The following is a 13,673-nucleotide window of genomic DNA, read 5'->3' on the forward strand; positions in this document are numbered from 1 at the left end:
GTAGTAGATGATGTCGAGGCTGAACCAGTTAAACACGCGTCTCGCTCTCTGCTCGCGATGTGTGGGTACCCCGCACATCGTCGGCTGCATCCGGACCTATCCGGTGGCCGCCTGTGCCGGCGCACGAGTCATGCGCGTCGCCGCCACGTTCCGGTATCGGGTCCCATCCTCCCTTATGCCACGGCCCGCATTTCAGCAACCGCACCACCGCCAGCCATCCACCCTTGACGGCGCCGTACTCCGTGAGCGCGTCGACCGCGTACTGACTGCACGTGGGCATGAAGCGACAGGATGCCGGTCGCAGCGGAGACACCATGTGCCGGTACAGCTGGATCGCGTAGATCAGCGCCCGCGCAATCGATCGCGTCATCGCGGCGCCCCGCTCTTGGAGAGCGCAAGACCCAACGCCGTCCGCAACTCTTGTTCGAGTCGCGCCGAGACTGCGGACCGGCTGCCCGGTAAAGCCCGGATCACCACACGGTCGGTCGGCTGAAGATCCTCGATCACGGTGCGCGCAACGTGACGTAGCCGTCGGGCCACTCGGTGCCGTTCCACGGCGTTGCCCACGGACTTGGAGACGACGAGTCCGATGCGGGGTCCGTCATCATCGATGTCATGGCGCATCGTGTGCACGACAAGGTCGGGTTGCACCGCCCGCACCCCTTGACTGACCGTGGCACCGAACTCGGACGACCGCGTCATCCGGTACCGCGCCGGAAGCACTGCTGGATCCCGAGTCGGGTTACGCAGTCAGCTTGCGGCGACCCTTGGAACGCCGGCCCGACACGATGGCCCGGCCTGCCCGGGTACGCATCCGCAGGCGGAATCCGTGCACGCGTGCGCGGCGCCGGTTGTTCGGCTGAAAAGTCCGCTTGCCCTTGGCCACGGCTGTCTCTCCTCGTTTCCGTCGGCATCAACGCCCGCACCGGTACTCACGTCATGCCGGTGGACCGCGGTTGCCCGTTGGTAAGCTCGTCCGTCTCGCTTAGCCGGCGCGGTCCCCACAACATCTGGGTCGCAGCCGTGCCGCCACGTGCGGGCGACTGTTCGAGGGTACTGACGAGATTTCCCTAGGTCAAACCACCCTATCCCCCGCCATGACCGGACTGAAAATCTTTACAAACGCCTCAACCGTCACGGCGCTCCAGCGCCGCGAAAGTAACCCAAACGCAATGTTGCAGAACGGTTGGCACCCGCGAAGAAAACTGTTAGCTTCTGCCAGTGTCGTTTCGATAACGAAACGACGACAGACAACGAAGCGGGGATGCCCACCAAGTCGCGAGCCCACAGATTGCACCACTGCTGTGACGAGCCCCGGCCAGCGGCGTTCCAGCCCGTAGACAACCGAACGAAGACGACTGTCCTGTTTCCACAACCTGTGGATAACCATGTGGACAGTTCGTCATCGTTCCTTTGGCCTTCCCTGAAACGGCCGCGAGGGGGTACGCGTCATTGACTGCTGACCCCGATCCACCATTCGTGGCCGTATGGAACACGGTCGTTGCCGAGCTCAACGGCGACATCGAAGCGGTCGGAGTGGCGAACGGTGATGCGGGCCCGGTGCTCACGCCTCAGCAAAGGGCGTGGCTGAAGCTGGTCAAGCCGCTGGTCATCACCGAGGGATTTGCCCTCCTGTCGGTTCCGACGCCCTTCGTGCAGAACGAGATCGAACGTCATCTCCGCGAGCCGATCATCAGTGCCCTGAGCCGACAGCTTGGTCAACGAGTGGAACTCGGCGTTCGCATCGCCGCTCCGGAAAACGACGAACCAGACGAGTCCCACAACGGGTTGGCCGCCGCGGTCGCCGACCTCGACGACGACATCGACGAAGACCAGGCGGCACTGGCAAGCGCCGAGGAAAGCTGGCCCAGCTATTTCTCCAACCGGGTCCAGAATTCCACGGACGAGGATGCCACCGCCGTCAACCTGAACCGCCGCTATACCTTCGACACCTTCGTCATCGGTGCGTCCAACAGGTTTGCTCACGCCGCGTCGCTTGCCATCGCCGAGGCACCGGCCCGCGCCTACAACCCACTCTTCATCTGGGGCGAATCCGGCCTCGGCAAAACTCATCTTCTACACGCCGCAGGAAACTACGCCCAGCGTCTCTTCCCCGGGATGCGCGTCAAGTACGTCTCGACCGAGGAATTCACCAACGACTTCATCAACTCGTTGCGCGACGATCGCAAGGCCTCGTTCAAACGCAGTTACCGCGATATCGACGTGCTGCTGGTGGATGACATCCAGTTCATTGAGGGCAAGGAAGGTATCCAGGAGGAGTTCTTCCACACCTTCAACACCCTGCACAACGCGAACAAGCAGATCGTCATCTCATCGGACCGGCCGCCCAAACAGCTGGCGACCCTCGAAGATCGCCTGCGAACCCGGTTCGAGTGGGGGCTGATCACCGACGTTCAGCCTCCTGAACTGGAGACCCGCATCGCGATTCTGCGCAAGAAGGCGCAGATGGACCGCCTCGACGTGCCCGGTGATGTCCTCGAGCTGATCGCCAGCAGCATCGAGCGCAATATCCGCGAACTCGAGGGTGCGCTCATTCGTGTCACCGCGTTCGCGTCGCTGAACAAGACGACGATCGACAAGTCACTGGCCGAGATCGTGTTGCGCGATCTGATTTCCGACGCGAGCACGATGCAGATCAGCACCGCCGCGATCATGGCCGCGACCGCCGAGTACTTCGAAACCACCGTCGAGGAACTGCGTGGTCCCGGTAAGACGCGCGCGCTCGCGCAGTCCCGACAGATCGCGATGTATTTGTGCCGCGAGCTCACCGACCTGTCGCTGCCGAAGATCGGCCAGGCGTTCGGACGTGACCACACGACCGTGATGTACGCCGAGAAGAAAATCCGCGGCGAGATGGCGGAACGTCGCGAGGTCTTCGATCACGTCAAGGAACTGACGACCCGCATCCGTCAACGCTCCAAGCGCTGAACCCTCTTCGGCTCCCCCTTCACGCGCGACCAACCCGGTTGGTCTTTCGCCGAATCACGCCTGGGCGCCCAAAACTTTTCAAAAAACTTCCGCACCGTCGGTATCACTTGTCACAGGCCGGCACTGTGCACACCGATGTGGACAACTTGGGATCAACCTTCGAATGACCGGGCACTTGCTTCACAGGCGCGGTCGTTTCCACAGCCGTCGAACATTCACCTCACAACGATCCACAGGAACCCCACACCGGTGCACCGGCGGCACGCAGCACCGACACCCGTTCATCCCCAGCGTCCACAGGCCCTAATACTGTTGCTTGTATATCTACCTAGAAAGTTCTTAGAAGAAGCCTGCTGGGGAACACTTGGAATCCGGCTCTGCGGGCCGGTTCACCGAACCCGATGTCGGCGCGATCGATTAGCTTTCAAGTTGGGGCCGAAAGCTCTACGGTGGTTCAGCGACAGCCGTTACGGTCGTCCCTACGTCTCGTTTCGCGGCGTGTTGAGACACCAGGAAATCGCTGCTTAGCGCTTGTTGTGTTTTTGATCGAAGGGACTGTATGGACGTGGCGACAACAACCGTTGGTGTCACCGATTTGAAGTTCCGTCTGGTGCGTGAAGACTTCGCCGACGCCGTGGCTTGGGTAGCTCGTAATCTGCCGAACCGGCCGACGGTCCCGGTTCTGGCGGGTGTGTTGCTCACCGGTTCTGAAGACGGTTTGACGATCTCGGGATTCGACTACGAGGTATCGGCGGAAGTGCAGGTGGCGGCTGAAATCGCTTCGCCTGGAAGCGTTTTGGTGTCCGGGCGGCTGTTGTCCGACATCACCCGCGCGTTGCCGGCCAAGCCGGTGGATGTCAGCGTCGAGGGCACTCGGGTGTCACTGACCTGCGGAAGCGCACGGTTCTCGCTGCCGACCATGGCGGTCGAGGATTACCCGACGCTGCCGACCCTTCCCGACGAGACCGGTGTCGTCTCGGCCGACCTGTTCGCCGAGGCGATCGGTCAGGTGGCTGTGGCCGCAGGGCGTGACGACACGTTGCCGATGCTCACCGGCATTCGCGTTGAGATTTCAGGCGAGAACGTCATTTTGGCGGCGACCGACCGCTTCCGGCTCGCGGTTCGCGAGCTGACGTGGTCGACGGCATCGGCCGACATGGAGGCCGCGGTGTTGGTTCCGGCCAAGACGTTGGCCGAGGCGGCGAAGGCCGGTGCCGACGGTTCGGATGTGCACCTGGCGTTGGGTGCGGGTGCCGAAGTCGGCAAGGAAGGCTTGTTGGGTATCCGCAGCAACGGCAAGCGCAGCACCACGCGCCTGCTCGACGCGGAGTTCCCCAAGTTCCGTCAATTGCTCCCGACCGAGCACACCGCGATCGCAACGATCGGCGTCGCCGAGCTCACCGAAGCCATCAAACGTGTGGCGCTGGTCGCCGATCGCGGCGCGCAGGTGCGGATGGAGTTCGCCGACGACGTGCTGCGGTTGTCCGCCGGCGCGGACGACGTCGGACGCGCGGAAGAGGATCTGCCTGTCACCTTCGCGGGTGAGCCGTTGACCATCGCGTTCAACCCGACGTATCTCACCGACGGGTTGAGTTCGTTGCATTCCGAACGCGTGACATTTGGTTTCACGACACCCAGCCGCCCCGCAGTGTTGCGGCCGGCGGGTGAAGATGACGGCAGCGTCGGCGACACGGGGCCGTTCCCCGCGGCGCAAACCGATTATGTCTACCTTCTGATGCCGGTTCGGCTTCCTGGCTGACCGGCCCGACGCCACGACGGGGGCGCACATGCAATTGGGTCTGGTCGGCCTGGGCAAGATGGGCTTCAACATGCGCGAACGCCTGCGCGAGGGCGGGCACGAGGTCATCGGCTTCGATCCGCGCCCGGAGGTCACCGACGTGCCGACGTTGGCGGCGCTCGCGGAAGCCCTCGACGCGCCGCGCATCGTCTGGGTGATGGTGCCGTCCGGGCCCATCACCGACGAGACCATCGTGTCGCTCGCCGACGTGTTGAGCCCCGGTGATCTGGTGATCGACGGCGGCAACTCCCGCTACACCGAGGACGGACCTCACGCGAAGCTGTTGGACGACAAGGGAATCGCGTTCATCGACGCCGGTGTGTCCGGGGGCGTCTGGGGTTTGACCGAGGGCTACGGCCTCATGGTGGGCGGCAGCAAGGAAGACGTCGCGCGGGCCATGCCGATCTTCGAAACCCTGCGTCCGCCCGGCGAACAGGCGGACGGATTCGTCCACGCCGGACCCGTCGGTGCAGGCCACTACGCCAAGATGGTGCACAACGGCATCGAATACGGGCTGATGATGGCCTACGCCGAAGGCTACGAACTGTTGGCCGCCGAAGAGCTGATCGAAGACACCCAGGCGGTCATTCAGGCCTGGACCAACGGCACGGTGGTGCGGTCGTGGCTGCAACAGCTGCTGGCCAAGGCGCTGAAGGAAGATCCGAAATTCACGGACATCACCGGTTACACCGAGGACTCCGGTGAGGGTCGCTGGACGGTGGAGGAGGCCATCAGCCACCGAGTGCCGATGCCGGTGATCGCGGCGTCGCTGTTCGCCCGGTTCGCTTCGCGCCAAGAGGACTCCCCCACCATGAAGGCAGTGTCGGCGCTGCGCAACCAGTTCGGCGGCCATGCCGTGCAGAGGATCAGCGAGTCTGGATAGTTGTACGTCAGAAACCTTGCGCTTACCGATTTCCGGTCCTGGGCACGGATCGAGATCGACCTCGATCCCGGCCGAACCGTATTCGTGGGGTCCAATGGTTTCGGAAAAACGAATCTGATTGAGGCGCTGTGGTATTCGTCGACCTTGGGGTCACATCGGGTCGGCACTGACGCGCCGCTGATCCGGGCCGGCGCCCAACGCGCAGTGATCTCGACGATCGTGGTGAACGACGGGCGCGAACTCGCGGTCGACCTGGAGATCAACCCGGGCCGTGCCAACAAGGCACGGCTGAACCGCTCCCCCGTCCGTAGCGCCCGCGAAATTCTCGGCGCCCTGCGGGCGGTGTTGTTCGCCCCCGAGGATCTGGCGTTGGTGCGCGGCGATCCGGGAGAACGACGGAGATACCTCGACGAGCTGGCCACCACCCGGCGTCCGCGAGTGGCCGGTATCCGCGCCGATTACGACAAAGTGCTCAAACAACGGACGGCGCTGTTGAAGTCGGCGGCCGGCGCGAGGTACCGGGGCGATCGCGGCGTGCTCGACACCCTGGACGTGTGGGACGGACACCTCGCCGCCCACGGTGCACAACTCATCGCCGCGCGGGTCGATCTGGTGAACCAACTGGCCCCCGAGGTGGAGAAGTCCTATCAACTGTTGGCGCCCGCATCACGGCCGGCGGCCATCCGGTACCGCAGCGGCGTGGAGGTGATCGAAAGCGAGGCCCACGCCGGAACCGGAAGCGCTGAATTGTTCGAGGCTGCCCTGCTTGACGAGCTGGCGCGTCGCCGCGACGCCGAACTGGAACGTGGCGTTTGTCTGGTGGGTCCGCACCGCGACGATCTGGAGTTGCGACTCGGCGACCAATTGGCGAAAGGCTTTGCGAGCCATGGTGAATCGTGGTCGATGGCGTTGGCGCTGCGGCTCGCGGCGTACGAACTGTTACGCGCGGAAGGCAGCGACCCGGTACTGCTCCTCGACGACGTCTTCGCCGAACTCGACACCGCGCGCAGGCAGGCGCTCGCCAACGTCGCAGCGTCCGCCGAACAGGTGTTGGTCACCGCTGCCGTCCACGAGGACATCCCGCAGGACTGGGATGCGACCAGGATCGAAATCGTCATGACCGACGACGACAGCGGCCGGATTTCGGAAGTACGAGACAGAACTGGTGGGGGCGGGAGTGACCGGAATGAGTGACGACGTGGAACCGCCGGCGCACCTGGCGCATCTAAAGGGTATGGATCTGGTCAGGCGGACCCTCGAGGAAGCCCGGGGCGCCGCCCGCAGTCAAGGAAAGGATGTCGGCCGCGGCCGGAGCACGCAGCCGCGCAAAAAGGTCGCGGGCACCAGTCGGCGACGGTGGTCGGGTCCGGGCCCGGATTCGCGCGACCCGCAGCTGCTCGGATCCCTCACCCGTGACCTCGCCCGCAACCGCGGCTGGTCGGATCGGGTGGCCGAGGGTTCGGTGTTCGGTCGGTGGTCGGTGGTCGTCGGTGAGCAGATCGCGGCCCACGCGACGCCGACGTCGCTACAGGACGGTGTGCTCACGGTTTCGGCGGAGTCGACGGCCTGGGCCACCCAGCTGAGGATGGTGCAGGCGCAACTTCTCGCGAAGATCGCGGCGGCGGTCGGCGACGGCGTGGTGAATTCGATGAAAATCGTCGGTCCGGTCGGTCCCTCCTGGCGCAAGGGGCGATATCACATCGCCGGGCGAGGACCTCGCGACACGTACGGATAAGAGCGATCTTTTGTTGCCTGAGAGCCGCCAGAACACAGAAAGCAGCGTTCTCAAGCGTCATGACGCACCTCGGAGCGAGAAATTCAGCAGACGGCGCAAATAGGTATGTGAAAACGCCGCCTCAGAATCGGTCCAGACGGTAGTTGACGGTAGACTGATCGAGGATCCGCGAGAGTCGTCATCTCTCGCTTGAAAACCCCAAGGAGACGCGTCCAACGTGGCTGCCCAGAAGAAGAGTGCACCGAAAGAATACGGTGCCGATTCGATCAAGGTTCTCGAAGGCTTGGAGGCGGTCCGCAAACGCCCCGGCATGTACATCGGTTCCACGGGTGAGCGCGGTCTGCACCACCTGGTCTGGGAGGTGGTGGACAACGCCGTCGACGAGGCGATGGCCGGCTTCGCGACCAAGGTCGACGTGCGACTGCTCGAGAACGGCGGCGTCCAGGTCACCGACGACGGCCGCGGCATCCCCGTCGCCATGCACTCGACGGGCATCCCCACCGTCGACGTCGTCATGACCGTCCTGCACGCGGGCGGAAAGTTCGAAGAGGGCGCCTACCAGGTGTCCGGTGGTCTGCACGGCGTGGGTGTCTCCGTGGTGAACGCGCTGTCGACCCGCCTCGAGGCCGACATCTTGAAGGACGGCTACGAGTGGTTCCAGACCTATGACCGCTCGGTTCCGGGCAGTCTCAAGCAGGGTGAGAAGACGAAGAAAACCGGCACGACGATCCGGTTCTGGGCCGACCCCGACATCTTCGAGACCACCAGCTATGACTTCGAGACGATCGCGCGGCGGCTGCAGGAAATGGCTTTCCTGAACAAGGGACTGACCATCGAGTTGACCGATGAGCGGGTCACGGCCGAGGAGGTCGTCGACGAGGTCGTCAGCGACCAGGCCGAAGCGCCGAAGTCGGCGGAGGAAAAGGCCGCCGAGGCCGCCGCTCCCCACAAGGTCAAGCACCGCACCTTCCACTACCCCGGCGGTCTGGTCGATTTCGTCAAGCACATCAACCGGACGAAGTCCCCGATCCAGCAGAGCGTGATCGACTTCGAGGGCAAGGGTGAAGGCCACGAGGTCGAGATCGCGATGCAGTGGAACGCCGGCTACTCCGAGTCGGTGCACACGTTCGCCAACACCATCAACACCCACGAGGGTGGCACCCACGAAGAGGGCTTCCGCGCGGCGTTGACCTCCGTGGTGAACAAGTACGCCAAGGACAAGAAGCTCCTCAAGGACAAAGATCCCAACCTGACCGGTGACGACATCCGCGAAGGTCTGGCGGCCGTGATCTCGGTGAAGGTGGGCCAACCGCAGTTCGAGGGTCAGACGAAGACCAAGCTCGGGAACACCGAGGTGAAGTCGTTCGTGCAGAAGATCTGTAACGAGGAACTGCAACACTGGTTCGACGCCAACCCGGCCGAAGCGAAAATCGTTGTGAACAAAGCGGTGTCGTCGGCCCAGGCGCGGATGGCCGCACGCAAGGCACGCGAGTTGGTGCGCCGCAAGAGCGCCACCGACATCGGCGGACTGCCGGGCAAGCTCGCGGACTGCCGGTCCACAGATCCGAAGAAGTCGGAACTGTATGTGGTGGAGGGTGATTCCGCGGGTGGCTCGGCCAAGAGCGGCCGCGACTCGATGTTCCAGGCGATCCTTCCGCTGCGCGGCAAGATCATCAACGTCGAGAAGGCGCGCATCGACCGCGTGCTGAAGAACACCGAAGTCCAAGCCATCATCACCGCGTTGGGCACCGGCATCCACGACGAGTTCGACATCGCCAAGCTGCGCTATCACAAGATCGTGCTGATGGCCGACGCCGACGTCGACGGCCAGCACATCTCGACGCTGCTGCTGACGCTGCTGTTCCGGTTCATGAAGCCGCTGGTCGAAAACGGCCACATCTTCCTGGCGCAGCCCCCGTTGTACAAGCTGAAGTGGCAACGCAGCGAGCCGGAATTCGCCTACTCCGACCGTGAGCGCGACGGATTGCTCGAAGCCGGCAAGAAGGCGGGCAAGAAGATCAACGTCGACGACGGCATCCAGCGCTACAAGGGTCTGGGCGAGATGGATGCCAAGGAGTTGTGGGAGACCACCATGGATCCGTCGGTGCGGGTGCTGCGCCAGGTGACCCTGGACGACGCGGCCGCCGCCGACGAACTGTTCTCGATCCTGATGGGCGAAGACGTCGAAGCGCGCCGCAGCTTTATCACACGTAACGCCAAAGACGTTCGCTTCCTGGATGTTTAGCGAAGTTATCACCACGGTTTAGGGCTGAAACACATGACTGATACCACCTTGCCACCAGGCGGCGAAGCGGGCGACCGCATCGAGCCGGTCGACATCCAGCACGAGATGCAGCGCAGCTACATCGACTACGCCATGAGCGTCATCGTCGGGCGTGCGCTGCCAGAGGTGCGCGACGGCCTCAAGCCGGTGCACCGCCGCGTGCTGTACGCGATGTTCGACTCCGGCTTCCGCCCGGATCGCGGCCACGCGAAATCCGCACGCTCCGTTGCCGAGACGATGGGCAACTACCATCCGCACGGCGACTCGTCGATCTACGACACGTTGGTCCGGATGGCCCAGCCGTGGTCGCTGCGCTACCCGTTGGTCGACGGGCAGGGCAACTTCGGCTCGCCCGGCAACGATCCCCCGGCCGCCATGCGCTACACAGAGGCGCGGCTCACGCCGCTGGCGATGGAGATGTTGCGTGAAATCGACGAGGAGACAGTCGATTTCGTCCCGAACTACGACGGCCGCGTACAGGAGCCGACGGTTCTGCCCAGCCGGTTCCCCAACCTGCTGGCCAACGGCTCGGGCGGCATCGCGGTCGGCATGGCCACCAACATGCCGCCGCACAACCTGCGCGAGCTGGGCGACGCCGTGTTCTGGTGCCTGGAGAACTTCGAAGCCGACGAAGAAGCGACCCTCGAGGCGGTCTGCGAACGCGTCAAGGGTCCCGACTTCCCCACCTACGGCCTGATCGTCGGATCGCAGGGCATCTCCGACACGTACCGGACCGGCCGGGGGTCGGTTCGCATGCGCGGAGTCTGCGAGATCGAAGAGGACAGCCGGGGACGCACCGGGATCGTCATCACCGAGCTGCCGTATCAGGTCAACCACGACAACTTCATCACCTCGATCGCCGAACAGGTGCGCGACGGCAAGCTCGCCGGCATCTCAAACATCGAGGATCAGTCCAGCGACCGCGTCGGACTGCGAATTGTGGTGGAGCTCAAGCGAGATGCTGTCGCGAAGGTGGTGCTGAACAACCTCTACAAGCACACCCAGCTGCAGACCAGCTTCGGCGCCAACATGCTGTCCATCGTCGACGGCGTGCCGCGCACGCTGCGGCTCGACCAGTTGATCCGGCATTACGTCAATCATCAACTCGACGTCATCGTGCGGCGCACCACCTACCGGCTACGCAAAGCCAACGAGCGGGCGCACATTCTGCGCGGCCTGGTCAAGGCGCTCGATGCGCTGGACGAGGTCATTGCGCTGATCCGGGCGTCGGAGACCGTCGAGGTCGCCCGCCAGGGCCTGATCGAGTTGCTCGACATCGACGAGATCCAGGCTCAGGCCATCCTCGACATGCAGCTGCGCCGGCTCGCCGCCCTGGAGCGCCAGCGCATCGTCGACGATCTGGCGAAGATCGAGGCCGAGATCGCCGACCTCGAGGACATCCTGGCCAAGCCGGAGCGTCAGCGCGCCATCGTCCGCGACGAGCTCAAGGAGCTCGTCGAGAAGTACGGCGACGACCGCCGGACGCGCATCATCGCCGCGGACGGCGACGTCGCCGACGAGGACCTGATCGCGCGCGAAGAGGTCGTCGTCACTATCACCGAAACCGGCTACGCCAAGCGGACGAAGTCCGACCTCTACCGCAGCCAGAAGCGCGGCGGCAAGGGTGTGCAGGGCGCGGGGCTGAAGCAGGACGACATCGTCAACCACTTCTTCGTATGCTCCACGCACGACTGGATCCTGTTCTTCACCACTCAGGGCCGGGTCTATCGCGCGAAGGCGTACGACCTGCCCGAGGCGTCGCGTACGGCGCGCGGCCAGCACGTCGCCAACCTGCTGGCATTCCAGCCGGAGGAGCGCATCGCGCAGGTCATTCAGATCAAGACGTACGAGGATGCGCCGTATCTGGTGCTGGCCACGCGCAACGGTCTGGTGAAGAAGTCCAAGCTCACCGACTTCGACTCCAACCGCACCGGCGGCATCGTCGCGGTCAACCTGCGTGACGGTGACGAATTGGTCGGCGCGGTGCTGTGCTCGGCGGAAGCCGACCTGCTGCTGGTCTCCGCCAAGGGGCAGTCGATCCGCTTCTCAGCAACCGATGAGGCACTGCGTCCGATGGGCCGCGCCACCTCCGGTGTGCAGGGCATGCGGTTCAACACCGACGACGAGCTGCTGTCGCTGAACGTCGTGCGCGACGACACGTATCTGCTGGTCGCGACCGCGGGCGGATATGCCAAGCGCACCGCCATCGAGGAGTATCCGGTCCAGGGCCGCGGTGGCAAAGGGGTGTTGACGATCCAGTTCGACAAGCGACGTGGCAGTCTGGTCGGAGCGTTGATCGTCGATGACGACACAGAGTTGTACGCCATCACCTCGGGCGGGGGTGTCATCCGGACGGCGGCTCGCCAGGTGCGCAAGGCCGGGCGGCAGACCAAGGGCGTTCGGTTGATGAACCTGGGTGAGGGCACGACACTGATAGCCATCGCGCGCAACGCGGAGGAAGGCGACAGCACCGACGAGGTCAACACCGACGTCGGCGAGTAGCTCAGCAGGCGTGACCTGTAGTGGCCAGTTAGGAGCCGTAGGTGACTTCACCGAACGAGCCCGGGTATCCCCGCGCGACTGATGGGGGTGGCAACGGCTCCGGCACGGGTCCCGACGGCGGCTCGGTGAGCGGACCGACGCCACGGGGCCCGGTGACCAGTGGATCCGGGCCGGAACGTGTCGCCGACGCGACCGAGGTCCCGCCCTGGCAGCGGGGCCGGCCGGCCGGGCCGACGAACCGGGCGTCCGATGCCCCTGGACGGCCGGATTCGCCCGCCCGTCCCGATGTACCGCGGCATGGCAATGGCGGCGCGACGGGCCAGACCTCCGGAATCGATGCGCGACTGAACCGTTTCTTGGCCGGCGGCTCGTCGGCAGGGCCCGAGGAGGCCGACGCGTCGGGCTGGGCAGACCCACCCGAGCCGGCGCCGCGACCCGAGCCGACCTCGCGACCCGAGCCGGCGCCGCGACCCGAGCCCCGTCCGGAGCCGACGTCACGGCCCGAGCCCCGTCCGGAACCTCCTCGGACCGAGCAGCCCCGGACCGAGCAGCAGCCGCGTCCCGAGCAGTACGCCAGTGAGATTCCCGATCTGTCGGGCGCAGCGCCTAGGTCGGGACCGCGCAAGCCGGGCGGTCCGGAACGTCCTGAGCGTCCGGGGCAGGAGCCGGCGGGGCGTCCCGCTCGCCCAGGCGGGCGGCTTCAGGCGGCGGCCAGCCGCCACCAGGGTCCGGTGCGCGCGAGCATGCAGATCCGCCGGGTGGACCCGTGGAGTGTGCTGAAGGTCTCCGCGGTGTTGTCGGTTGCGCTGTTCTTCGTGTGGATGATCGCGGTCGCGTTCTTGTACCTGGTACTCGGCGGTATGGGTGTGTGGAGCAAGCTGAACAGCAACGTCGGCGACCTGCTGACCAGTGCGAGCGGTAGCTCCGGCGGCGAGCTCGTCTCCAGCGGAACGATATTCGGCGGCGCGGCACTGATCGGGTTGGTCAACATCGTGCTGCTGACGGCGATGGCGACCATCGGTGCCTTCATCTACAACCTGACCACCGACATCGTCGGCGGTGTGGAAGTCACCCTCGCCGACAGGGACTGAGCGTTCGCGGTTTGGGCGGGAGCTTACGATTGCGGTAGTCTCGTCGCTCGGCCGTACCGGCACAAACGGGGCTATAGCTCAGGCGGTTAGAGCGCTTCGCTGATAACGAAGAGGTCGGAGGTTCGAGTCCTCCTAGCCCCACGGAAAGGTTCACACCATGAGGGTTGTGGTGATGCTCGCCACGGCGGTCGCCGCGGTTGCCGCCGTCGCGATCTGGCGGTCACGGCACGGCGTGGAGGTGTGGCACGCAGCGGCCGACGTGCCGGCCTGAAGTTTCCCCGAGGGGCCTTAGCTCAGTTGGTAGAGCGCTGCCTTTGCAAGGCAGATGTCAGGAGTTCGAATCTCCTAGGCTCCACTTCGTTTGACGCACGTCAACGCGCTAGATGGCTTTGTGTCTGGTGGTCGAGACAAACGTGGCGCCCACAGTTTTG

Annotated in this window: 11 protein-coding genes and 2 tRNA genes; 10 read left to right on the top strand and 3 right to left on the bottom strand. The window is 64.6% G+C overall.

Annotated elements, in window-relative coordinates; translation table 11 throughout:
* Window positions 1-28: 28 nt before the first annotated feature.
* The 3 genes from yidD to rpmH are packed head-to-tail and all read right to left on the bottom strand — an operon-like array spanning window position 29 to window position 886.
* Window positions 29-370: a membrane protein insertion efficiency factor YidD gene (yidD, locus tag M1248_RS05155; protein ID WP_163732600.1), complete on the bottom strand. Its 342-nt coding sequence runs from the start codon at window positions 368-370 to the stop codon at window positions 29-31.
* Window positions 367-723, bottom strand: coding sequence for a ribonuclease P protein component (gene rnpA / locus M1248_RS05160; RefSeq protein ID WP_317147743.1), 357 nt, complete (start codon window positions 721-723; stop codon window positions 367-369). The genes yidD and rnpA overlap by 4 nt, the downstream gene beginning before the upstream one ends.
* A 19-nt stretch (window positions 724-742) precedes the next feature.
* Entirely contained in the window at window positions 743-886 is a 144-nt protein-coding gene (rpmH, locus tag M1248_RS05165; protein WP_083129102.1) for a 50S ribosomal protein L34, read from the bottom strand.
* Between the two features lie 566 nt (window positions 887-1,452).
* Here rpmH and dnaA point away from each other — a divergent pair.
* From dnaA to M1248_RS05215, 10 genes are all read left to right on the top strand, one after another.
* Window positions 1,453-2,949 carry a chromosomal replication initiator protein DnaA gene (gene dnaA, locus M1248_RS05170; protein WP_163732606.1) on the top strand — a complete coding sequence of 499 codons (1,497 nt, stop codon included), beginning with the start codon at window positions 1,453-1,455 and terminating at the stop codon, window positions 2,947-2,949.
* Window positions 2,950-3,508: 559 nt separating this feature from the next.
* Entirely contained in the window at window positions 3,509-4,708 is a 1,200-nt protein-coding gene (dnaN, locus tag M1248_RS05175) for a DNA polymerase III subunit beta (RefSeq protein WP_163732609.1), read from the top strand.
* Between the two features lie 28 nt (window positions 4,709-4,736).
* Window positions 4,737-5,630 (top strand): phosphogluconate dehydrogenase (NAD(+)-dependent, decarboxylating), encoded by an 894-nt coding sequence (gnd, locus tag M1248_RS05180; RefSeq protein ID WP_163732612.1) that lies wholly within the window; start codon window positions 4,737-4,739, stop codon window positions 5,628-5,630.
* Window positions 5,631-6,824 carry a DNA replication/repair protein RecF gene (gene recF, locus M1248_RS05185; RefSeq protein WP_163732615.1) on the top strand — a complete coding sequence of 398 codons (1,194 nt, stop codon included), beginning with the start codon at window positions 5,631-5,633 and terminating at the stop codon, window positions 6,822-6,824.
* Window positions 6,817-7,365 (top strand): DUF721 family protein, encoded by a 549-nt coding sequence (locus M1248_RS05190; RefSeq protein WP_163732618.1) that lies wholly within the window; start codon window positions 6,817-6,819, stop codon window positions 7,363-7,365. The genes recF and M1248_RS05190 overlap by 8 nt, the downstream gene beginning before the upstream one ends.
* A gap of 217 nt (window positions 7,366-7,582) precedes the next feature.
* Complete coding sequence (gyrB, locus tag M1248_RS05195) at window positions 7,583-9,610, top strand: DNA topoisomerase (ATP-hydrolyzing) subunit B (protein ID WP_163732621.1); 2,028 nt, start codon at window positions 7,583-7,585, stop codon at window positions 9,608-9,610.
* Between the two features lie 33 nt (window positions 9,611-9,643).
* Window positions 9,644-12,151, top strand: a complete 2,508-nt coding sequence (gene gyrA / locus M1248_RS05200; RefSeq protein ID WP_163732624.1) for a DNA gyrase subunit A — start codon at window positions 9,644-9,646, stop codon at window positions 12,149-12,151.
* A gap of 41 nt (window positions 12,152-12,192) precedes the next feature.
* Window positions 12,193-13,242 carry a DUF3566 domain-containing protein gene (locus M1248_RS05205; protein ID WP_317147744.1) on the top strand — a complete coding sequence of 350 codons (1,050 nt, stop codon included), beginning with the start codon at window positions 12,193-12,195 and terminating at the stop codon, window positions 13,240-13,242.
* Between the two features lie 67 nt (window positions 13,243-13,309).
* A tRNA-Ile gene (locus tag M1248_RS05210) sits at window positions 13,310-13,383 on the top strand.
* Window positions 13,384-13,524: 141 nt separating this feature from the next.
* Window positions 13,525-13,597, top strand: a tRNA-Ala gene (locus M1248_RS05215).
* Window positions 13,598-13,673 lie beyond the last annotated feature (76 nt).

The organism is Mycobacterium sp. 29Ha (assembly GCF_032883055.1).
Lineage (GTDB): Bacteria > Actinomycetota > Actinomycetes > Mycobacteriales > Mycobacteriaceae > Mycobacterium > Mycobacterium gallinarum.

Excerpts from the sequence above, each read along its gene's own strand:
- yidD (WP_163732600.1), bottom strand. The coding sequence starts at position 370 with ATGACGCGATCGATTGCGCGGGCGCTGATCTACGCGATCCAGCTGTAC.
- dnaN (WP_163732609.1), top strand. The coding sequence starts at position 3,509 with ATGGACGTGGCGACAACAACCGTTGGTGTCACCGATTTGAAGTTCCGT.
- gnd (WP_163732612.1), top strand. The coding sequence starts at position 4,737 with ATGCAATTGGGTCTGGTCGGCCTGGGCAAGATGGGCTTCAACATGCGC.
- M1248_RS05190 (WP_163732618.1), top strand. The coding sequence starts at position 6,817 with ATGAGTGACGACGTGGAACCGCCGGCGCACCTGGCGCATCTAAAGGGT.
- gyrA (WP_163732624.1), top strand. The coding sequence starts at position 9,644 with ATGACTGATACCACCTTGCCACCAGGCGGCGAAGCGGGCGACCGCATC.